Genomic DNA, 22,726 nt, shown 5'->3' on the forward strand with positions numbered 1-22,726 from the left:
AACAAGGTACCGTCAAGAATTTTGTGTAATGAAAGATAGATAGGGTATCTCTGAATGGATTTAGAATGGATAAGGAGTCGGTTTCCTCCGCACAGGAGACAGAATATTCTGTCTCCTGTGCGGAAAGGGAGCATCCCCTTACTTTGTTATTTACAGTATTTGGTTAATTGTAACGTTCTTCAAACATTCGCTGGAGGGCTTCCTGCGCTTCGGCAAATCCTCTTAACTTTCGCCCTGCCCATTTCTCGTTAAAATCTTGAATCGTCAAATACACGACTTTTTCCGCGGCTTCTAAACTGCTCAAACTGTTCATCGGCTTTAGACGTTTCCGAATCTCTTTGATCGTTCGTTCGATGGCATTGGTCGTGTAAATCACACTTCGAATACTGCTTGGATCATCCATAAATGTAGGGAGGACATCCAACTCATTGGCCCAAGATTGAACTTCTCTTGGATATTTGCTGGACCATTTCGACTCAAACTGTTGAAACATTTGTAACGCCATCTCCTTATTCGGCGCGCGATAAATCAGCTTGAGATCCTCGGCCACTTCGAATTGGTCTTTTTTCCGAACACGGCTGAGGGTGTTGCGGACTTTGTGAACGACACAACGCTGCACATCGGCTTTCGGATACACCGCCTTAAAGGCTTCCTCCAGCCCCGGGCATCCATCGAAGACGCCAAGAAGCACTTCCTTGACGCCTCTTTTGTAGAGCTGTTTGAGAATCTCCCGCCATCCATAGGCGCTTTCTTGTCCTCCCACAAAGAAATCAAGAATTTCGCGATATCCTTCTTCATTCACCCCTAACACCACATAAATGGCTTCTTTCTCCACGGTTTCGCGACGAAGTTTTACGTATAAACCATCCATAAAGCATTTTTTACAAAGGCTGTGTTAAATAATTGCAAATATTTGCTACAATATACAAATGGGAGGTGTTGAATTTGAATAATAAAAATATAGGTTTTGTTTTCGTGTTACTTGGTTTTGTTTTCTTAATGTTATCGTTAACTCTTACCTTACCTACCCCTATATGGAGTGTATTGATTGGAATAAGTATAATTTCAAACATTATAGGAACTGCAATTTTAATTCGCTTTATAAAAACTTCGCAAAAAGTATAAGATAGTTTTTAAAGCGACCTTTCTTAGTATGGTCGCTTTTACTTTTTTAAATTAATCAACAGTATTGATTAACAGAGCCAAAAAATAAATACTCAAATCGTCGCCCTAAAAATTTTAATTAATCAAAATCGAGTATACAACTTTTTTGTCACTCAACATCATCTCCTACCTACACTCTGTTTTAGAGGTGAGAGACTTCTCGGTAAATATGTTAAAAGGATGAAGCAGGCGGAAAAAGCCTGCTTCATCCCATACATGCAGTGGTTTTCATATCCGTTCCCTTCGCAACCGCTTATAACTGGCTTATACGTTAGGAGTCGCCAAATTACCCCCCGTAATAAAATCCGGTTTCCTTCAGTGTCAGCGGATCGCCTTCCCGATGCACACCCGCATTGATTACTTCGCCTACATAAATATAGTGATCGCCTTTTTCTACTTTTTCGACGACTTTGCACTCAAAGAAACTGAGCGCATCTTTAAAAATCGGGCATCCTGTTTCTTCGGTATAGAATTCGTACCCTGCCAGCTTATTTCCTTCCGGTTCTAAAGATTTAAAGAAAGCGGTGACCATATCCTTTTGGCCTGTTTCTAAAATATTGACGCTAAATACGCCGCTTTTGGCAATTTGCTCTTGGGAACGGGTGCCTACTTTCACTGCAACCGCTACCAATGGAGGATTAAAAGACGTTTGTGTCAGCCAGTTTCCCGCAAAAGCATTGGCAGCGCCATTTTCATCTTTTGTGCCGACAATGTATAAACCGTATGTAATTCCGCGTAAAGCCGTTTTTTTCGCCTTGGCATCCATGTATGGAACTCCTCCTTCCGTAAAAATCGCGTTTTTCAGTTGTGTAAATGTTCTTATTTTCCATTTTATTCAAACTAATAATATATGTCCAGCTTTTTATTTTTAGGAGACAAGGGAAATTTCACAACTTAGAATACAGCGGCCGAACACAAGTTTTCAAGAAAACGACAGATGGTATAATCCTTTATTGGAAAAGAGAATGGAAGGATATTCCTTAAAAAAGAGGGTGTCCCAAAAGCAGAAAATGGGACACCCTCTTTAAAAGACCCAGTATACTGTTGAGTGACAAAAAAGTTGTATACTGAAAAGTTCATTGAAAAAGCAAAACACCGTTCAGAAATATGAACGGTGTAACAAAAAAGTTGTATACTTATTTTACAATTTTTTGAATCAGCCAATTAAAAAGTGACAAAATTGTTGTATACTCAAATTCCTTTATTTGTATTTAAGATTCTCCCGAAACTTGTTGTATTTATTATACAAATACAGATTAACTAAAGTTATTTCACCACAAAATTACATTATTTTACTTCAACAATGACCTCTATGTAATAACATTTAAATTAAAGGATCTGTTAAATTGTTTTTGGCGATTAGAAAATGTACCAAATGGCAAATAAGAGTATTGGTTTGATTGAATATTAAATTATACGCTACGTTACTTGACATATGGCCTCTGCGGTCATGATTCCATGCAAAGAGGTAAATTTATGTGGCTTTTTAGGCAAAAGAGCCTATCATGACCGCCACTCCATATCAAGTTATAATTATGCAAAATAGATGCATACAATTAATTACCAAACTGTACAAACTGTACATTTTCTGATTGCCACTAACAGTTAAATTTTATTGTTGATTTTTTGACTAAAAGAAAAAGATCACTTTTTATTATGGTCTTTAGTTGTTTTTATTCAAGACAAACAGCCGAACAAGCAGGAATCCTATTCATCTTCCCCATCAACCGCCGCAATAGCGGGGAACGGAAAAATACTGATAGACTGGTTCTTCCTGTCTTTTTGAAAACGAGATTTGGCCAATGGCTGTTTGGGCTTCCGTGTGAGATTGAACGGGTATTTAACGACCTAAAGAGTGATGGGGTGGAAGGTACGGATTTCATCGATATGTACTGCTTGTGTGATGTTACATCTCACATTTCGCACCCCAGCAGTGCAGAAACAAAGGATTTTTTATTCATTTTTTTAAAATATTTTTTGAGCCAACACAACAAGCGATGGCAATCCTTTTTTTACCATCGCTCATCATTCCTTATGAGATTAGACATAAATGCTTTCGTCCATTCCCAACTCTTGCAGAATCCTTCGCTGCTCGTAGGTGAGCGGTTTACCTAACGCGCGTTGGATTTTCCCATCCGGCAGCTCCAACAGGACGACTTTCACATACCAGAACAACTGAAAAATCGCCTGCCCGGTCGGACGGGTCAGCTTGCGGCCCCCTACGCCCTTTAACGGGCGCTCCGGCGTAATAAACTGACGCACCCGGCGCTGGAAGACGCGGTAAATGGCCAATGCGAGGAGAAACAAATAGCCCAACACCGCCACTCGTTCCGGTTTTTTCACGTAAATCTCGTCCGTAAAGAACGGATCTTTCAGGAAGGAGAAGTTCATTTCCACCGAGATCTGCCCTTTATACAGCTTCAAGATCTCTTTCGCGTCCATTCGTCGGTCCTTCCACTCCTCCGGCACCGTCGTGACGAGAACAAACCGGGACGCTTTCCGTCTCGCCTGTTCCCACGCGTCTTGGTCGAATTCCACGCTCAGGCGAAGGATGTACAGCGTCTCCATTTCCGGTTCCGCCCCTTTTTTCGGCCGTCCGCGCCGTTTTTTCGGACGCACGATCTCTTCGATGACGGCCTCCACTCGATGGAACCGGGGACGAAGGGATGCCTTGAGGGATGCCAAGGCTTGTTCGGCGTCTTCCCGGCACGAAAACGGGTGGCGCTCCCAACGGGCTTGTTCCTCGTGAAGAAACTCCGCTTCTTGTGCTCGTTCTTTTTCGAGCGTCTTTCCTTTCCGTTGGTCGAGGGCGCTCGATTCGACAACGACCAGCCGAACCGGATGGCCTTCATACATCGATGCCGTTTCCCATACCCGATACGTGGCGCCGTTTTTCTCCGCCAGCGAAAATGGATCGCTCCACGTCGTGTCCCTGGCATCGGCTTCGGCCAGCGCGGTTTTCACGATCCGGAGCGACGACGGGCCTCTGGTGATCAAAAAGGCGTTCGCCGCTTTCGTTTGCGCCAGCGTGTCCTTCGTCATCGCGGCGGAATCTGCCACGTAAATCCATTCGTCCTCGATCTTCGCTTGCTTCAGCTGCTCATGGACACGGGACAGCACCTCGGGATTCCACGTTTTGTCCGGCAGGTTGCCGTCGTGCACATCTCCATAAAAAGGAACGCCATCCTCGTTGCCGATCAGTCCGAAGCCGATCTGCTTTTGCCAACGGTGTTGTCGGTTGTAGCCATGGGCAATATGCAGGGTATCCGGCGAGGCCGATTCATACGTGCCGTAAACAGATACATCGGTCGTATCGGCATGGAACACCCGAAGGGGGATGCCTTCCTTCTTGTAGATCTGCACAAGGCAAGCCGAAATGACTTGATGGATGTTGGCATCATACAGGCGATCCAGATGGCGGGCGATGGCATCGTCATTGAACCAAGAAGGCTGGAGCTCCGGCCGGATCAGCTTGGGCAAATCGATTTCATGCGCCCATCGTTCCAAATGAACCAGCGCTTGACGGCCGCTTAAGATATCCAGGATGAGCAGCCAGACCACATCGCTGGCTCGGGTGTGGCATTGGGGATCCACCGGAACCAGCCGGTCAATCAGCTGGGGGAGGCCAAGATCCTTGAAGATGGCACTTATTATATTCAAATAGGAACTTTCATAAATAGCACGAATTCGAACGTCCATGGTGTGGAAACTCCTTTGCTTTCCTTGTGTACCAAGGACCTATTCAACATCGGGATGAAAAAATCCTCCCGATTTTCGTCGGGAGGGTGCGAAATGTGAGTTACATCCTTATGCATAACTTCGAGTGTTTACTTTAGTTTCGCAACACCATCATAGTTTATAAAAAACGGGTACATCATCATGTACCCAACTGCTTTTTCTGCTCCCGATTGATATTCGGTATGCGAAAAGTACTAACTAAATACAATCCTCCGATGAAAACAATTGCCCCAATACTAAAGATCATCCAGTTAACCGGCACAAACTGTAATAAAGCTGTGACAATGGTAATGCCTAACGGCTGTCCCCCTCTTATCAACACTTGGATCATCCCGAACACTTTTCCTAAATGATCTTTTTCAGTATTATTCATGATTAAAGTAGAAAAATGGATACTAGCTATGGATAAGGAAATGCCAACGAAAGAAAAAACGAATAAACTTAAGATAAAGCTTTTGAAAAATGTTATGAAAGATAAGGCAAAACCAAACGTAACAACAGCCAACGAAATGGCAGTTTCGGGATTAAGCTTTTTAATAACCTTTATATTGGTTACTACACTTCCAATTAAAGAACCGACAAGTATCGCAGTTAACATTATCCCGTATTTTTCCGACCCTATTCTTAATATATCATGAGCCCACATAGTGATTAGCATTTCTAATGAAGCAGAAGCGAGGTTCACAATGAATATGGTAATAATCAATCTTCTAATGATGCTGTTTCCAATTACTACTTTAACTCCTTCCAGAAATTCCTTTTTAAATTCTTTTTTGGCTTGATTCACTTGAACTTCATTGGATTTCACATATTTCATCTTCCATATGCATAACCCGGACATGAAAAATGATATGCCATTAATGAAAATGATGTATTGAAAACCGAGAAGACCGATTAATACCCCACTACAGGCAAAACCGATAATGGATGTTGCATTTTCTATCATTGTTAGGTACGAATTCGCTTTTAAATATTGATCTTGGCTCGTTATACTTGGGATGATAGCAGCAGAGGATATATTGTAGAATTGCCCGAGCAGCTCAATGACAAACACAATGACGATGACAGGCCAAAAAAAGTGAAAGGCCACTTCGTTTATGTATAAGGCAATACATAGAAAAAATCGTATGAAGTCAGAAAACAGCATCATTCGTTTTTTATCATATCGATCAACAAATACCCCTGTAAAAATGTTAAAAAGAACAGGTAAAACCATAACAAGCGAAATAATCCCTATTTTTGTTGATGATCCATGATCGGAATCAACGGAAAACCACAAAATTGCCGGCAAAAAAATCTTATCACCGAGTTGGGAAATGAATCTGCTTAACAACAATAAAAAAAAATCAGAATTTACCAATACGGTTTGAAGTTTTTTATACATCTCATTTTGCAACTGCTACTCCCCCCTTTTATATGATAATAGATCCTATTCTCTTTTTCTTAACGCATAGAGGGTCATCACCACAAAATGTACTTGGCAAACAATCAATTGTTTGAAATAGGTGCACTCACTTTTTACTTTATATTATCCTTTATATTATCTTATCATCTAGATCTACGCACGCCTTCAGCATCATTCTGTTAAAAAATCAAGTACATCTCTTAATGAATACCCAATATATGTATTTCATCGGTATATTATCCCAATACTACAAATAGTAATTTTCCAACATATGCAAATCACTTTGACCGTTCCCTTAATCGACTCAAACATCTTGCTTATGTCGTTTTTTAATTTGAACTTAATAAATTTCTTTTATGTCACGTTTTCAATCTGAATTTATAGGGAAGGGCTCGGGGAAGTTACCCCTGCACTTCCCTTGAGACAACAAATTATTTTAGCATCCACTTCCACATACTGCATTTTTAATGACATCCATTACTGGTTCACCATGCTTAATCCACTCCATTTTTATCACCTCCTCCCTCTATAGAAATAGTCTTTCAAAAATTAAAATCCTTTGAAAATTCTAGTCTGATAACTATATAAATTCAGATTAAAAAACCGACATAAGCAATACCGTTTAAATCGACTAAAAACGATCAAAATGGTTTGTATATGTCGGGAAATCAATCTATATTAATAGTGTGCTAAACTTTTTCGTTGCATTTTGCTTAAATTTTTAGTTGCAGAAAACAACTGTGACCGAAGTACCCTGTTAGCATATTTGGTAAGGATCATTATTCAGTATAGAAATTATAACCACCATAATATTTAGAATATATAAACTCAATCCATATTTCCTACTGTCATTGGTTCAGCAGCTTTACCCGGAAATTTTTTATGCTGTTCCCATAGAATTTTTAGAACTTCCTTAATACTTTCTTTTTCTTTTGGACACGGTCTTGTCCCAGATTCTATCCTTACTAAAGGACAAGCAGAGCCATGACAAGATGGTCTGAAGAAACATTTTTGACAAACATCGTCTTCTTCCGCTTCGTTTAAAATCCACAGAGCATACTTATCGTAATCAATATCCAGATCACCATTCTTATTAATCTTACCTATTTTATTAAAATCACTTTCTAATGCAACTGTGCATTTATAAAGGGTTCCGTCAGCACCAATTACTAAAGAATTTGGTTTAGCTGCATAACATATAGAACCAAGTGGTTGTAAAAACTCATTCAAAGTGACTATAGGCAACCCTTGCTTAACAGCCTTCATATCAGCTTCCAACATTATTTTATTTGCTTCTTTACCTTTACAAACTTCTAAATTTTCATCGTTTTCCCCACCCCATTGCCCAACAGGACGGAAATACACATTGAAACGCAAATCTCCTGAAAACTCTTTTTGTAAGAATTTGATAAAATTATCTATATCAGTTTTAGGATGAAAGTTATTTCGAATGTTAATTTTAAAGTTTATATCTGTATTTTTTAGTTCTCTTAAATTATTAATAATTGTATTAAAACTTTTTCCTCCTCCCTTTAAAATCCTAGCAAGGTCATGATCTTTCTCTAAACCATCTAAAGTAATATTAAAAGTTCTTATTCCTCTATCCACGAGTTCTTTACATAATTCGGGTGTTAAATAGTAGCCATTTGTTGTGACACTAGATTTATAATTGATATTATATTTTTTTATCGAAGGAAGAAAAGAGTCAGTAATTTCCTTTATTATATCTGGCTCCATCAATGGTTCTCCACCAAACCAACTGATAGCTAAATTACGTATGCCCTGAATACGTGAACTTATGAGATTTTTTACTCCTTCTATTACCTCAGCCTCCATTCTTCCCCTCGGAAATGTCTCATAACAGTAGGTACACCGAAAGTTACATTCTTCGGTAGGCATAATTATAAGGTGCAAGTAATCCGATCTATATAAACCTCTTTTTAATAATTCAGCACGTCGAAACTCATTCGTGCCCTTTTTAACAAGCATTCCTCCTAAAACTAAATCCTTTGCAATTCCCTTTGGTTCCCCCACATATCCTTTTCTTAAAATATATAGGGCCTCCTTCTCTTTTTCATTAGGAATTCCTCCCATTGCGCCAGTAAAACTATTATAAATAATTAAAGTACCATCTTCCCCACGGCTAATTACATTAAACCTTGATGCAACCCATTCGTTATCTCTCACATCATAAGGATTATTCCTAATATTTAATTTTCTTTCAGGCAATATTTCGTCCCTCCTTATACATGTTGGAATTCCGTTTCATAATCAGTCCTTAAATAATCGTAATATCCGTTTTATACGAACATAGACGTAGGGATAAAAAGTGACAAAATTCCTTGTTGCAATCTAATATGGAATGCCATAGAGATTCTGAGTAGGATTGTTTTTAAACAGAGCAGGCAAGAAATCGAGGGTAGATAAGTAAGTAGAATAAATAATTTAATAATCAAAAAATATAAAACAGTTAATAATTTCATACTTATAATAACAAAATTAGTAACTATTCAGCCACATCATAAAGTGAGCTGAATATTTTCTTCTTTCCTTGTCTATGATGTGAATATTGATAGACAAGGAGGTGAATCGCATGTTGACGGTACAACAAGCTGTATTTACAGTTGAGAGCTTAATCGGCAAAGTTCAACAACAAAAACAGCTCATTCATCAACTCATTCAAGAAAATGAACATTTGCGTCACGAAAACAAACAGCTACGCAAAGAAAATGAACAACTGAAGTACCGTGTTCAAGAGCTGGAAGCACGCACGAAAAAAAACAGCTCCAATAGCCATTTGCCCCCATCTTCTGACCGTTTTGAGAAAAAGCGTTCCTCCCGCGAGCCGTCTGGCAAAAAGCCTGGTGGGCAAGAGGGACATGAGGGGAAGACGCTCCGTCAAGTGGAACATCCACATCATCGTGTCGTCCACCGTGTGCATACGTGTCAAGGATGTGGAGCTTCTTTGCGTGAAGTCAAACCGTTCAAAGTCGATATCCGTCAAGTGTTTGATGTCCCTCCTGTGGCGATCGAGGTGACACAACATGAACGTGAAGTGAAATCGTGTCCACATTGTCGATGCGTGCAACAAGCCGAATTCCCATCCCATGTCACGAATCATGTGCAATACGGTCCACGGCTCACGGCGCTCGTTGTTTATTTACATCATATCCAATTGATCCCGTACAAGCGTTTAAGTGATACAATCGAAGCGTTATATCAACACTCGATTAGTACAGGAACCCTTGCCAATATGGTGAAACGAGGACGCGAAGCGCTGGAATCAAATATGGACATCATCGAAGACGCCTTACTTGAATCCAACATCCTGCATGTCGATGAAACGAGTTTGCGCATCAATGGGAAACTCGCATGGGTGCATGTCGCGTGTACATCGAGATATACATACTTGGCTCCTCACGCTTCTCGTGGAAAAAAAGCGACCGATGATATCGGGATTCTTCCCCGATATGAAGGGACGATGATGCACGATGCGTTCGGTACGTATCCGAAATACACACATGCCACCCATGCCCTTTGTCATGCCCACCATTTGCGTGAGTTAAAAGGATTCATCGAACAGGGGCATACGTGGGCGATGCGCATGACCACGTTTCTGTTAGCCGCCAAGCAAGCCGTCGAAGCCCATCACGGTGCACTTTCCGAAGAAGAAGCGAGACGGTGGGAACGAGTGTATGATCGCATCCTAGAAAGAGCACAACACCGATTAGAAACGATGACGCCTCTTCCGAAAAAAGCACTCGCTTTTGTTCGACGCCTTCAAAAACGAAAGGAAGAAGCGCTGCGTTTCTTACGTGAAGTACATGTTCCCTTTGATAACAACCAAGCCGAACGCGATCTTCGCATGGTCAAAGTCAAAGAGAACATTTCGGGTACGTTTCGCGAAGAAACATTCGCGCAGTCGTTTTGCATCGCAAGAAGCATCGTTTCCACACTGACGAAACACGAAAAAAACGTGTGGGATTCGTTATGTCTTCTGTTGGCAGGCGAAACGATCGATCGAGTTCTTTCCGCTACCTAGGGCATTTTCTATGACCGAAATGCCCTATTTGTGCTGGGCTTTTTTATACACTAGCACTGGGGTGAATAGTTACCAAAATTATAATTTTTTTGCAACAACACCTTTTTTATATAAGAACGTGTTGCAAAATCCATAATGGATGCAAAAAATCCACTCCCTTTTTGGAAATTATATATAGTGACCAAAAACTCATTTCCAAGGGGTGGACACTATCATGATTTCCAATTTCGTGATCGAACTTGCGTGGACAGATGAAATGGATCCTTTATTAGAGAGGCATTATTTCAATACATTGACCAACTTCCTTTTCTAGAAACATCGTAATGTGACAGGAAGACCACCGGTATCGAAAAAAGCCTTACTGAAATGTTTCTTTTTGAAAACTTACTTTGCCATTGACTCTTTACGACAGTTGGTGAATATTCTTCGCCGGTTTGGCTATTTTCGACGAATTTGTGGGCTTTCAAAGGTTCTCCATCTGTCGACATTTTCCCGAGCCAGCCCATGGTTTCAAGAACAAGGATTTTCCGATTTCAACGCCCGACTCCTAGCGATTTAGACGTTCAAAAGCCAAACGTCGTCGTCATCGACAGTACCACTCTCCGAAGCAGCCTATACGGTTCCCAAACCAAATGGGGGATGTCCATTCAGTATCGTTGGTTCAAACGCTATCAACTTCATCTTTGCACGACCACGGAAGGAATTATTTTATCGCATGTCATGGCAACAGCCAATCGACATGATGCGGCAGTGACACCGGAACTACTTTCGTCTCTACAAGGATGGGACATCGAGTTTGCGTTTGGTGATGCTACCTATGACAGTGAACAGATCCGTCAAACAGCCGAGCAGGTAGACATCTTTTTAGTTTCTCTAATTAACCGACACAATAACGATGACGAAAAGATGCCTATGGCCGTGTGATTCCTGCCTTCTTGAAAACCCGATTGGGAAAGTGGTTATTCAGTCTCCGTCGTGCCATCGAACGAGTATTTAATCAGTTAAAGATCAACAGATTGGAGCAACCACATTGGTATGGGTTTCTCTGTTATCGGTTACATGCGCAGACATGCATACTTATACACAATTTTAAGTTTTTACTCTAGTTTTACAACACCATCAGGATAGTTTAACAAGAAAATCAGCAATAAAATTTAACAGAGACAAATTAAAAAGCCTACCTAGTTATAGTCATACTATATAAATCCAGTTTGAAATTCCGACATGTTTAATCAACCTGCATCCTTGTCTATACTGCTCCTAAATGAGTAAATCAAAGGAGCGGAAGAAGAATGAGGAAAAAAGGATTACAAATTACAAACGATCATGGTTGGACGATCGAACGTCTTCAAGAACAGGAACGCAAAATGAAAAAGGCGAACATGGCAAAACGAATTGCAGTCATTCGTCTGATTATGCAAGGCTATTTGGGGATCCAAGTCGCTGAGCTCTTGAATCTCCACCGTGAGACCGTTTCGATTTACGTGCAAAAGTTTAATCAAGGTGGGATGGATGCGCTATTAGAACGTCGATACGCCCCGGGCAGAAAGCCGTATCTATCTCCAGAAGAAGAACGGGAATTAAAAAAAATGCTGGAAGAAAGCACTCCTGCCGATGAAGGATACGGCATTGAAACGGGCTGGAATACCCGGATTATTCAACATGTGTTAGAAGAGAAATTTTCTGTCACCATGTCCCGTGGCGGTATTGGTGATATGCTTCATCGATGGGGATTTCGCTATACACGCCCTACGTATACCCTCAAACGGGCCAATCCACAAAAACAAAAAGAGTTTCAACAGGAGATGGAACTCATAAAAAAACTTGTCCGACAACATGGTCATCATCTATGAAGATGAAAGCCATATTCGGGATTACCAAACTCTACGGGCCACATGGAGTGTGAAAGGGCGTCAAAAACAAATCCCTACGTATGGACATCACGCAACCGTTAGCTTATTAGGCGGTGTGAATATCAAAACGGGGGAATTTCACTGTATGGAAACCAATCAATGCAATGCACAGGCTTTTCTGCAATTTCTTCAATACACATTGGACCAGTATCCGGATAAACATGTCGTGATGGTCTTGGATAACGCAAAAATTCATCGCGCCAAAATTCTTCAGCCTTTTCTACATGAGCACGAAGAACGGTTGACTTTGATATTCTTACCTCCGTATTCACCGAATTTAAATTTGGTCGAACGGATTTGGGGATGGCTGAAAGAGAGCGTGATTGCCAATCGGTTTCATGCCAATCGAAAAGAGTTGCGGGAATCGATTGTTTCGTTCTTGGAGCATCTCACTCAATTTCCAGAAAAAGTGCTCCAACGCATTGGACAGATAGTTATGTCGGAAAATTAATCTGAATCTATATACAATAATCAAAAATATAGAAAAATATATGACGGCTATCATTATTTGGTGTATTGCTTTCATTTCTATTTATAATTTGGATCAGTATATATCAGAAAACTACCATCTTAATCATAAACCTGTGCACGTTCAAAACACTAACTCAAACTTTATTCATTTAAAAGATTCTAACTCTTTAAAAGAATTCTTAAAAGATAATAATCAACAATTGGATCAAATAAAAGAAGGTTTATTGGAAAACAAGTATGTAAAGGTTGTAGTACTATCAGATAATCAAAATAATAACTATCTGTAGATGAGCAATTTTCATAACAATAATTACCATGTAAAAAGAAACAAACAGGGTACCCCTTATGCCACATGGAGCTGTTTTTTCACGGTATCAATGGGAATATTTTGTTTCGCTGCACAGTAAATGAACTCCACGAGGCTATGTCCTTTTCTCTTGCGCAAGAGATCGAGCCCATCAGAAAAATCGCTGTTCGACTCGAATAGGCTGTATACGTAAGCAAGCTGCACCAAGATCCAGTAGCGTTTCACCGCCCGAACCTGACGAACACGGTACCCATCGAGCTTCAGCTGGTCTTTCGCTTGTCGAAAAAAGCATTCGATCGACCAGCGTTGGGCATAGTAGCGCAAGATCTCTTCATCGCTTAGCTCCCGGTCGGTGCTCAAGACGCAGTGAAGATGTTCCGATGTCATCGGCTGATTGGCTTTCCAAGCGAGCAGCACCACCGCATGGTCGAGACCGTTGAGCGCTCCTTCGTAACGATAGACGCGATAATGCTCTTCTCCCACCGTGACGAGGTGAGTGTCATTCGGTTCGATGGAGCGGGCCAACTGCTTCGCTTGGACGGCAACGCCGTTCGGATAGAGAATCCGGTTCGTCTTGAGCATCGCGATGACGTGGAATCCTTTTTTCAGACAAGCTTCCACAAGCGCTTTCGATGGATACCACGAATCCATCAGCACATAAACGGGACGGCGTACATCCAACGAAGAAAGCATCTCGATCGCGAGTTCCCCTTTGCTTTTTCCCGCCGTCTTGTCGTAGAGGCGGAAGGCAAAGGGAAACGCCTGGGTTGCAGTATGAACCATGAACCAAACAAGAGAATGGCCCCAAATCGATTTTTTCTCTGAGTGAGAGTAGTGCCAATCACATCCCTGAATCGCGTGTGTTGCCCGTGACGAAGGCTTGGTTTTTTGGCAAATCGTATCATCGATCGAAACAAACAAGGGTTGATTCTCCTGTTTGGCGATGCGTTCGACACGACGAAGGATCCACTGCTGGAGTTTGCGAAGCAGTGTCTCTTCCTCCCACGGACTTTTCGTGAAAAAATGGCTGAGTGTCGTGCGGTGGTTCGGATGAAAGCTCCCATGATGAAGATCGGTCAATGTTCCCGAAAAGCCCTTCGTGATCATCGCATCCACGATATGAACGAGATGCTTCATAACAGGTTTTGAAAAATAAAGGGTCAACCCCAACATCGTGAAAAACTTGTGAATTCCTTGATGATGTGCTAATCTATTCATGAGACATGAACCTCCTTGTGAATGGTTTGGTAGCACATCTATTCTAACCAAGGAATCGGGTTCATGTCTCCTTTTTTGTTTCGATGTAAATTTATGTTAGTGAATTTGCTCATCTACAGTAACTATAAAAAACTATTAGAATTCCTCCATACATATAATATTAATGATATTGAGATAATTGAAATAAATGACAATACGTTTTCAAATTTTGGTATAATTTTATTAGAGGAGGGAGAGTAAATGAAAAAGCCATATATTATTAATTACGCTGAAGAATACTACTTAAAGAAGGTTCCAGTTCTGTATTATGACAATGAAACACAAATAAACTATATTGATGAGCAAAAGAACATAAAAGCATTAAGAATAGGTCCAGAAACAACAATAATGACAGAGACAACTGAAAACATCGATCCAGACGAGATGTATTTCGGCCCAGAAACAACGCGTCAAACAGCAACAATTGAGAATAGTGATGAAAATGAGTATTTTATAGGTCCCGATACCACTAAACGCACCTTTACTATCGAGAGTGAAGATAGAGATGAAGTGTATCTAGGTCCAGATACTACAAGGTTAACAAAAACTATTGAAAATAGTGATCCTGATGAAAGTATAATTATGTGATTTTAAATTGCCAAAAACATCTTGACAGATAGCTAAAAATTTTTCTTTATTCCTCACATTTCGCACCCTAACAAGGTCAAAACAAAGGATTTTTTATTTAGTTTTTCAGAATAACTTTTTGACCAACACAACGAGCGATGGCAATCCTTTTTTTACCATCGCTGGTCGTTCCGTATCACGTTACACGTAGATGCTCTCATCCATGCCCAATCCCTGCAGAATCCTTCGCTGATCAGGGGTAAGGGAGCGATCCAGTGAGCGTTGGATGCGCCCATCCGGCAGCTTGAACAGGACGACGTTCACATATTGAAACAGCTGAAAAATCGCCTGTCCCGTCGGCCGGGTCAGCTTGCGGCCTCCAGGACCCTTCAACGGGTGTTCTGGAGTAATAAACTGACGCACTCGGCGCTGAAAAACGCGGTAAATAGCCAAGGCCAACAGAAACAAATAGCCTAATACTGCGACCCGTTCTGGTTTTTTGACGTAAATCTCATCCGTGAAAAACGGATCTTTCAAAAAAGCGAAGTTCATTTCCACAGAGATCTGCCCTTTATACAGCTTCAAGATCTCTTGGGCATCCATGGGTTGGCCCTTCCATTCCTTCGGAACGGTCGTGACAAGGACAAACCGGGACGCTTTCCGTCTCGCCTGTTCCCACGCGTCTTGGTCGAATTCGACGTCAAGGTGCAAGAAATACAGCGTCTCCACCTCGGGTTCCGCCCCTTTTTTCGGCCGTCCGCGCCGTTTTTTCAGGCGTACGATCTCTTCGACCGCGGCCTCAACCCGATGAAACCGGGGGCGAAGGGACGCCTTGAGGGACGCCAAGGCTTGTTCGGCATCTTCCCGGCAGGAGAAGGGGTGACGCTCCCAACGGGCTTGTTCCTCGCGAAGAAGCTCCGCTTCTTTGGTTCGTTCTTTTTCAAGCGTCTTTCCTTTTCGCTGGTCGAGCGCGCTCGATTCAACAACGATCAGCCGAACGGGGTGGCCTTCATACGTCGAGGCCGTTTCCCATACCCGGTACGTGGCGCCGTTTCTCTCCGCCAACGTAAAGGGATCGCTCCACGTCGTGTCCTCAGCATCCGCTTCGGCCAGCGCGGTTTTCACGATCCGGAGCGACGAAGGGCCTCTGGTGATCAAAAAGGCGTTGGCCGCTTTGGTTTGCGCCAGGGTCTCTTTCGTCATCGCGGCGGAATCGGCCACGTAAATCCATTCGTCTTCGATTTTGGCCTGCTTCAGCTGTTCATGGACACGAGACAGCACCTCGGGATTCCATGTTTTATCGGGCAGGTTGCCATCGTGCACATCGCCGTAAAACGGGATGCCGTCCTCGTTGCCGACCAGTCCGAAACCGATCTGTTTTTGCCAACGATGATGGCGGTTGTAGCCATGTGTGATTTGTAAGGCCTCTAACGAGGCCGATTCATACGCGCCGTAAACGGTCTTGTCCGTCGTATCGGCGTGGAAGGCTCGGAGGGAAAGGCCTTCTTTTCGATAAATATGAATCAAGCAAGTGCTGATGACGTTGTGAATGCCAGCCTCATACAGGCGATCGAGATGACGGGCCAACGCATCGTCGTTCAACCAGGAAGGATGGAGATCGGGACGGATGAGTTTCTCACAATCGACCTCCTGAGCCCAATGTTCCAAGTGAACAAGGGCTTGCCGGCCGTCAAACACATTGTAGAGGATGGCCTGAACAGCATCGCTGACTCGCGTTTGGCACTGCGGATCGACGGGCACGAGATGGTCAATCAATTGAGGCAGACCCAGTTTCTTGAATAGGGCACTTATTATATTCAAATAAGAATTGCGATAGACCTTTTTGACTTGAACGTTCATAAGTGAAAAACTCCTTTACGTTCCTTGTGTGTCAAGGATTCATTCGACATCGGAACGAAAAAATCCTCCCGATTTTCGTCGAGAGGGTGCGAAATGTGAGTTATTCAATCTAGATCTTCCTCCTAAAAATATAGCCTCTAACGTTAAAACGTTAGAGGCATAATTTTTTATTTAAATTATTATCCTAAAATATTTTGGCGAATCAAAATGGAGTATACAACTTTTTTGTCGAGTATACGACTTTTTTGTTCAGTATACAACTTTTTTGTCACTTAACAAATACGAGACGCGTATTTCTATCTTTTATTCCACCGTCACGCTCTTTGCTAAGTTGCGCGGTTTGTCGACATCGCAACCGCGATGCAATGCCGCGTAGTAGGCGATGAGCTGCAGCGGCACGACAGAAACGAGCGGTGTAAGCATTGGATGAACCGCTGGAATGACGTAGCGGTCTTCGTCTGTTTCTAAGCCTCTCATCGAAATGATGCAAGGGTTGGCGCCGCGGGCGACAACTTCTTTAACGTTGCCACGAATGCTTAAGTTGACGTGTTCTTGTGTCGCCAAGGCGATTACTGGGGTGCCGTTTTCGATAAGAGCGATCGTGCCGTGCTTCAATTCTCCGCCAGCGAATCCTTCTGCTTGAATGTAAGAAATCTCTTTTAATTTTAACGCGCCTTCCAAGCATACATAATAGTCAACGGTGCGGCCGATGAAGAAACAGTTGCGCGTTGTTGATAAATACTCGAGAGCGATTTTTTCCATTTCTTCTTTTGCATCGCACAACATTTCCATTACGTTAGCGATAATACCAAGCTCTTTTTTCAAGTCAAAGTCAAGCGCAATGCCTTTTGCTTTCGCCGCAGCTGTCGCTAAAATCGCAAGCACAGCGATTTGGGCCGTATATGCTTTTGTTGATGCAACAGCGATTTCCGGGCCGGCATGAAGCAATAACGTATAATCCGCCTCACGGGAAAGAGTAGAACCTGGTACGTTCGTAATCGTAATCGCTTTGTAGCCAAGTTCTTTCGTTTGGACAAGCACCGCACGGCTGTCCGCTGTTTCCCCGCTTTGAGAAATGTAAATGAATAGCGGTCTTTCAGACAACAGCGGCATATTGTACGAAAACTCGCTTGCAACATGCACTTCGACAGGGATTTTCGCCCATTTCTCGATCAATTGTTTTCCGACTAACCCCGCGTGATAACTTGTACCACAAGCGATAATATATAAACGATCCGCATTGATCACTTCTTTGACTATTTCTGGATCAATCGTAAGCTGACCATTTTCGTCTTGATATTTTTGAATAATGCGGCGCATGACAAACGGTTGTTCATCTATTTCTTTTAACATGTAATGCGGATATGTTCCTTTCTCAATATCGCTTGCGTCTAGCTCCGCTGTATATGGAGCGCGCTCGATAATGTCACCGTTTAAGTTTTTAATTGTAATGCTTTCTCTTGTCACAATGACCATTTCTTTATCCATAAGCTCGACAAATTGTTTTGTCACTTGCAGCATCGCCATCGCGTCGCTCGACACAACATTGAAACCATTGCCGAGTCCGACAAGCAACGGGCTTTTATTTTTTGCGACATAAATAACTTCTTGATTTTCCCCATCAATCATTGCGATGGCATAAGAACCTTTCAACAATGTTAATGTTTTGCGGAACGCTTCTTCGACAGAAAGACAGTCGTTTACAAATTTTTCAACAAGCTGCACGATAATTTCCGTATCCGTATCACTCTTTAGCGTTACATCTTGTAAATACTCCTGTTTTAAAAGCGCATAGTTTTCAATAACTCCATTGTGCACTAATGTAAAGCGGCCAGAAGCGCTTTGGTGCGGGTGCGCGTTGATGCGGCTCGGAGCACCGTGTGTTGCCCAGCGTGTATGGCCGATTCCAAGAGTAGCACTTACGCTCGGATCAACGACATTCCGCAAATCGGCAATCCGTCCTTTTTCTTTAAAAAGGTGAACTCCTTCATCATTTAGTACCGCAATGCCTGCAGAGTCATACCCGCGGTACTCCAATTTTTCTAATCCGCGCAGTAAAATTTCTTTTACGTCCTGTTGACCGATGTAACCGACAATTCCACACATAGATCCGTATCCTCCTTAATATTCAGGAAGACTGTCGCACAAAGGAATTCCTCTATTATTTTTTTGTCAAGGAACGTTGTCAGGTGTCTGACCCCTTTTGCGCGGACAGACTCCCCATTTCCGTATTTTTGCGATTATATCCTTCCCTTTGTCCAAAGAGTCACCTCTTTGTTTTAAGAAAGGACTTGCGGTTGTAATCGCAGCAACCGGGAGGCATCCGCCGAAACCTCGATAAACCTCCTCCTCGTCAACTAAGCGTTTTTCCGTCCACGCTTAGTCCAGGCGCTTTTTTAAAAAATGCAAATGAAAAACCTCTACCCACCTTTCTTTTTAGAATAACAACAAAATAATATTACAGTACGTCTTTAAAAGCGTCAACTGTTAGAATTATTTCATAAAATAACCTATGCATAAATAGAACAGAATGTTCCATTTATACATAGGTTAGTTATGAGCGTTTTATTTTATTCGACTCCCATTTCTTCGCGAACGACAGAGGCGATCCGTTCGACATAATTCCGGCATGCTTCTTCCGTCGGCGCTTCTGCCATCACACGTACAACCGGCTCCGTTCCAGACGGACGAACAAGAACCCGGCCGTTTCCGTTCATTTCTGCTTCCACTTCTTGAATAACAGCTTTTACTTTTTCATTTTCCATTACTTTATGCTTATCCGCTACTTTTATGTTTACCAGCTGTTGCGGATATTTTTTCATTTCACTGGCAAGCTCAGAAAGCGGTTTTTCTTTGACTTTCATAATGTTCACAAGCTGCAATGCCGTTAGCAATCCATCTCCTGTTGTATTGTAATCGAGGAAAATAATATGCCCTGACTGTTCTCCGCCTAAGTTATAACCATTTTTTCTCATTTCTTCTACGACATAACGGTCGCCAACAGCTGTTTGTACACTTTGAATTCCTTGCGCCTCAAGCGCTTTGTAAAATCCGAGATTGCTCATCACAGTGGAAACGACGGTTTGATGTTTAAGACGGCCAGTTTCTTTTAAATATTTCGCGCAAATGTACATAATTTGGTCGCCATCCACAATATTTCCGTATTCATCTACCGCAATCAAGCGATCCCCGTCGCCGTCAAAGGCAAGTCCAACATCTGCTCCTTTTTCTTTCACAAACGCCGCTAATGCTTCTGGATGTGTTGAGCCAACTCCTTCGTTAATGTTAAGACCGTTCGGTGATGCTCCCATTGTAACAACATCCGCTTCCAAATCGGCGAATAAATGAGTGGCAAGAGACGAAGTAGCTCCATGCGCACAATCGAGCGCAATTTTCATTCCGGAAAAATCTTCGTCAATGGTCTGTTTTAAATACTGCAAATACTTTTGGCCGCCTTCAAAATAATCGTTCACTTGTCCTAATGCTTTTCCTATCGGTCTTGGCAACATATCTTCCGGGCTATCAATCAACGCTTCAATTTCTTGTTCTTGTTCATCGGAAAGTTTAAAGCCGTCTGGACCAAAAAACTTGATTCCATTATCTTGAACAGGGTTATGTGATGCGGAAATCATAATTCCCGCTTGCGCTCCCAACGCTTTTGTCAAATAAGCAACACCTGGTGTAGAAATCACACCGAGGCGCATCACTTCCGCCCCGATAGAAAGCAGCCCAGCGACAAGCGCTCCTTCAAGCATATGACCAGAAATACGTGTATCACGACCAATTAATACTTTTGGCCGTTCTTCGCTTTTTGTTAATACATAACCGCCGCAGCGGCCTATTTTAAATGCCAGTTCTGGCGTCAACTCACGATTCGCTACTCCACGAACACCATCAGTGCCAAAATATTTACCCATTATACACTCTCTCCTTACGCAAATGAAATTATCGTTCATTAATTTTAATTTTTACTTTTTCTTTCGGTAATTGCCATTTGATATTTTGTGGACCATTTAATTCCGCTTTTACTTCATGTTCACCAACGCCTAAATCACTAACATCTATATATAATTGAATATCGTCTTTTGTTATATCGCTTAATACATTCGGTGCCCCATAAAGCTGAACATCCATCGCCCCTTCTTGCAGATCTACAAAATCAACCGTATATTGATCTCCTAATCCTACTACATGAATCGGTACATCTTTTAATGTTTTCGATTCTTCTTTTTGTACATCAATGACTATTTTTATTTTAGAAGGATCCACACTTTTTACTCCTGCAGGCAACGGAACATTCACTTCCAATGTCTTATCTTCTGTAATTTCATCTAAATGAATCGTAATACCGTCAATAAATTCAATGGAATTGATTTTTTCTTTTGAGCCAAAAATAGTTACTTGATTTGGGATGGTTTCTATTTTTACTATACTTAATCCTTTTCGCAGTGATCCTGTCCGATTAATTTTCAGTGGAACCGTTTTGCTTGGGCTTTTAATCGGAACGGTTACTTCTACTACGGAAGGCTGGACATCTACATTAAGTACGTTGCCTCTTTTGTCATAAACGGTTACGCTCGATTCCTCTGTTACGGTATCTGTTGCCCTATCTAAATCAATTCTAGCTTTTACCGATGATATACTTTCAATTAATTCTTTGGCACCCGTAATAGTAACGGCGTTTGGTTTGACAATCGGCTTTTCAATCAAATAGCCTTCGGGCACTTTATTTTTATTGATCAAATCAACCCCGACAGGGAAATTTTTAGAAACTTTTTCTTGAATCGTTACTTTTGCGACTGAAGGGTGGATGTTGACCTTTAGTTTATCAGATATATCTTTATATTTAATTGGAACGGTATACGTTCCTAACGGTAAATTCGTTAAGTCGATATACACTTCAAAATTGCGCTGTAAAGCAGTCGGCTTAACAATACTTGCGGGCCCTTGCAAAGTGACATTCACATATTTCGGAATACCGGAGACAACTAAATTTTCCTCATCATAATAAACCACTACAGGAACATTTGTCATTGTTTCCGTATCCTCTTGTCCTACCGTATTGCGGGTAATCACTCCCGATTTTGTTTCTTTCTCAATATTCGCTGACATATAAAGCATAATCGCTAACAGTAAAGAAAATATTTTAATAAACCAATGATTGTTCATTAACTTATCCATGTTTCTTCCCCCTCCATTGCCAACGGGATGAGGAAGTCGCCTTTGTGGATGGCACTAGCTCCTTTGTAAGCAACTCCCGAAACTGCTCCGGGGTTAAATCTCTGTGTAGCTCCCCGTTTTTTGTGACCGATACCGCACCGGTTTCTTCTGATACAACAACCGTTATGCTATCTGTCACTTCACTAATTCCTAATGCAGCGCGATGCCGAGTCCCAAGCTCTTTCGAAATAAAAGGGCTTTCTGAAAGCGGCAGGTAACAGGCCGCTGCTGCGACATGGTTTTTTTGAATAATAACAGCCCCGTCGTGCAACGGAGTATTAGGGATAAAAATATTAATTAATAGTTCAGAGGAAACACGGGCATTCAAAATAATGCCTGTTTCAATATAATCTCCCATTCCTGTTTCCCGTTCAATGGAAATTAACGCGCCTATTCTCCGTTTTGCCATATATTCCGTCGCTTTAATAATCGCTTCAACCATTTTTACTTGCTCTTCGTCCTCATTCGAACTACTTCGAGAAAACAGCTTTCCCCGTCCTATTTGCTCAAGCGCACGCCGCAATTCCGGCTGGAAGATAATAATAATAGCGAGAAACCCCCATGTGATTGCTCGATCCATTAGCCATTGCAGCGTGTTAAGACCGAGAAAGTTACTAACAATATGCACTAGTATAATAAGAATAATTCCTTTTAGAAGCTGGACTGCCTTCGTCCCGCGAATCATCATGATTAATTTATATATAACATACCAAACAACAAGAATATCGACGGCCTTGCCTAAATAACTTAAAATCGGGAGCTCTCCGAAAGGCATTTTCACA

14 protein-coding genes and 3 pseudogenes are annotated in these 22,726 nt (G+C 41.9%); 6 read left to right on the forward strand and 11 right to left on the reverse strand.

Annotation, left to right across the window (positions count from 1 at the left end):
* Positions 1–163 precede the first annotated feature (163 nt).
* Both FNL97_RS16795 and FNL97_RS16805 read right to left on the reverse strand, forming a co-directional pair.
* Positions 164–871, reverse strand: a pseudogene (locus FNL97_RS16795) (IS256 family transposase); the annotation flags it as partial.
* 579 nt (positions 872–1,450) lie between these two features.
* Positions 1,451–1,930, reverse strand: coding sequence for a flavin reductase family protein (locus tag FNL97_RS16805; protein ID WP_003247648.1), 480 nt, complete (start codon positions 1,928–1,930; stop codon positions 1,451–1,453).
* A gap of 914 nt (positions 1,931–2,844) precedes the next feature.
* Here FNL97_RS16805 and FNL97_RS18785 point away from each other — a divergent pair.
* Positions 2,845–3,068, forward strand: a pseudogene (locus FNL97_RS18785) (ISNCY family transposase); the annotation flags it as partial.
* A 136-nt stretch (positions 3,069–3,204) separates the two neighbouring features.
* On the opposite strand, the gene FNL97_RS16815 reads toward FNL97_RS18785, so the two are convergent.
* From FNL97_RS16815 to FNL97_RS16825, 3 genes are all read right to left on the reverse strand, one after another.
* On the reverse strand, positions 3,205–4,863 hold the full coding sequence (locus tag FNL97_RS16815; protein WP_143416227.1) for an IS1634 family transposase: 1,659 nt from the start codon (positions 4,861–4,863) through the stop codon (positions 3,205–3,207).
* A gap of 178 nt (positions 4,864–5,041) precedes the next feature.
* Positions 5,042–6,298, reverse strand: coding sequence for an MFS transporter (locus FNL97_RS16820; RefSeq protein ID WP_143416228.1), 1,257 nt, complete (start codon positions 6,296–6,298; stop codon positions 5,042–5,044).
* Between the two features lie 837 nt (positions 6,299–7,135).
* Complete coding sequence (locus FNL97_RS16825; protein ID WP_143416229.1) at positions 7,136–8,536, reverse strand: radical SAM/SPASM domain-containing protein; 1,401 nt, start codon at positions 8,534–8,536, stop codon at positions 7,136–7,138.
* A gap of 364 nt (positions 8,537–8,900) precedes the next feature.
* Here FNL97_RS16825 and FNL97_RS16830 point away from each other — a divergent pair, with 364 nt between their 5' ends.
* The 4 genes and pseudogenes from FNL97_RS16830 to FNL97_RS18630 all read left to right on the forward strand — a co-directional run bounded on the left by FNL97_RS16830 (position 8,901) and on the right by FNL97_RS18630 (position 12,713).
* On the forward strand, positions 8,901–10,349 hold the full coding sequence (locus tag FNL97_RS16830; protein WP_062898466.1) for an IS66-like element ISBst12 family transposase: 1,449 nt from the start codon (positions 8,901–8,903) through the stop codon (positions 10,347–10,349).
* 214 nt (positions 10,350–10,563) lie between these two features.
* Positions 10,564–11,455, forward strand: a pseudogene (locus FNL97_RS18945) (transposase).
* 186 nt (positions 11,456–11,641) lie between these two features.
* A complete protein-coding gene (locus tag FNL97_RS18625) occupies positions 11,642–12,202 on the forward strand; it encodes an IS630 family transposase (RefSeq protein WP_286173419.1) in 561 nt (186 codons plus the stop codon).
* Positions 12,186–12,713 (forward strand): IS630 family transposase, encoded by a 528-nt coding sequence (locus FNL97_RS18630; RefSeq protein WP_062754107.1) that lies wholly within the window; start codon positions 12,186–12,188, stop codon positions 12,711–12,713. Before FNL97_RS18625 ends, FNL97_RS18630 begins: the two co-directional genes overlap by 17 nt.
* A 363-nt stretch (positions 12,714–13,076) precedes the next feature.
* Here FNL97_RS18630 and FNL97_RS16845 read toward each other — a convergent pair whose 3' ends face one another.
* The gene (locus tag FNL97_RS16845) at positions 13,077–14,258 is read right to left on the reverse strand and encodes an IS701-like element ISBsm1 family transposase (protein ID WP_143416230.1); all 1,182 of its coding nucleotides are present in this window, start codon (positions 14,256–14,258) and stop codon (positions 13,077–13,079) included.
* A gap of 240 nt (positions 14,259–14,498) precedes the next feature.
* Here FNL97_RS16845 and FNL97_RS16850 point away from each other — a divergent pair, with 240 nt between their 5' ends.
* Positions 14,499–14,885 (forward strand): hypothetical protein, encoded by a 387-nt coding sequence (locus FNL97_RS16850; protein ID WP_047817660.1) that lies wholly within the window; start codon positions 14,499–14,501, stop codon positions 14,883–14,885.
* Positions 14,886–15,065: 180 nt separating this feature from the next.
* Here FNL97_RS16850 and FNL97_RS16860 read toward each other — a convergent pair whose 3' ends face one another.
* The 5 genes from FNL97_RS16860 to cdaA form a co-directional block, all read right to left on the reverse strand.
* Positions 15,066–16,724 (reverse strand): IS1634 family transposase, encoded by a 1,659-nt coding sequence (locus FNL97_RS16860; RefSeq protein WP_015863777.1) that lies wholly within the window; start codon positions 16,722–16,724, stop codon positions 15,066–15,068.
* A 303-nt stretch (positions 16,725–17,027) separates the two neighbouring features.
* Positions 17,028–18,830, reverse strand: a complete 1,803-nt coding sequence (glmS, locus tag FNL97_RS16870) for a glutamine--fructose-6-phosphate transaminase (isomerizing) (RefSeq protein ID WP_143416231.1) — start codon at positions 18,828–18,830, stop codon at positions 17,028–17,030.
* A gap of 464 nt (positions 18,831–19,294) precedes the next feature.
* The gene (gene glmM, locus FNL97_RS16875; RefSeq protein WP_143416232.1) at positions 19,295–20,641 is read right to left on the reverse strand and encodes a phosphoglucosamine mutase; all 1,347 of its coding nucleotides are present in this window, start codon (positions 20,639–20,641) and stop codon (positions 19,295–19,297) included.
* 28 nt (positions 20,642–20,669) lie between these two features.
* Complete coding sequence (locus FNL97_RS16880; RefSeq protein ID WP_012748921.1) at positions 20,670–21,905, reverse strand: CdaR family protein; 1,236 nt, start codon at positions 21,903–21,905, stop codon at positions 20,670–20,672.
* Positions 21,898–22,719, reverse strand: a complete 822-nt coding sequence (cdaA, locus tag FNL97_RS16885; protein ID WP_062756465.1) for a diadenylate cyclase CdaA — start codon at positions 22,717–22,719, stop codon at positions 21,898–21,900. Before cdaA ends, FNL97_RS16880 begins: the two co-directional genes overlap by 8 nt.
* Positions 22,720–22,726: the final 7 nt, after the last annotated feature.

Source organism: Geobacillus sp. E263 (assembly GCF_007197795.1).
Classification (GTDB): domain Bacteria; phylum Bacillota; class Bacilli; order Bacillales; family Anoxybacillaceae; genus Parageobacillus_B; species Parageobacillus_B toebii.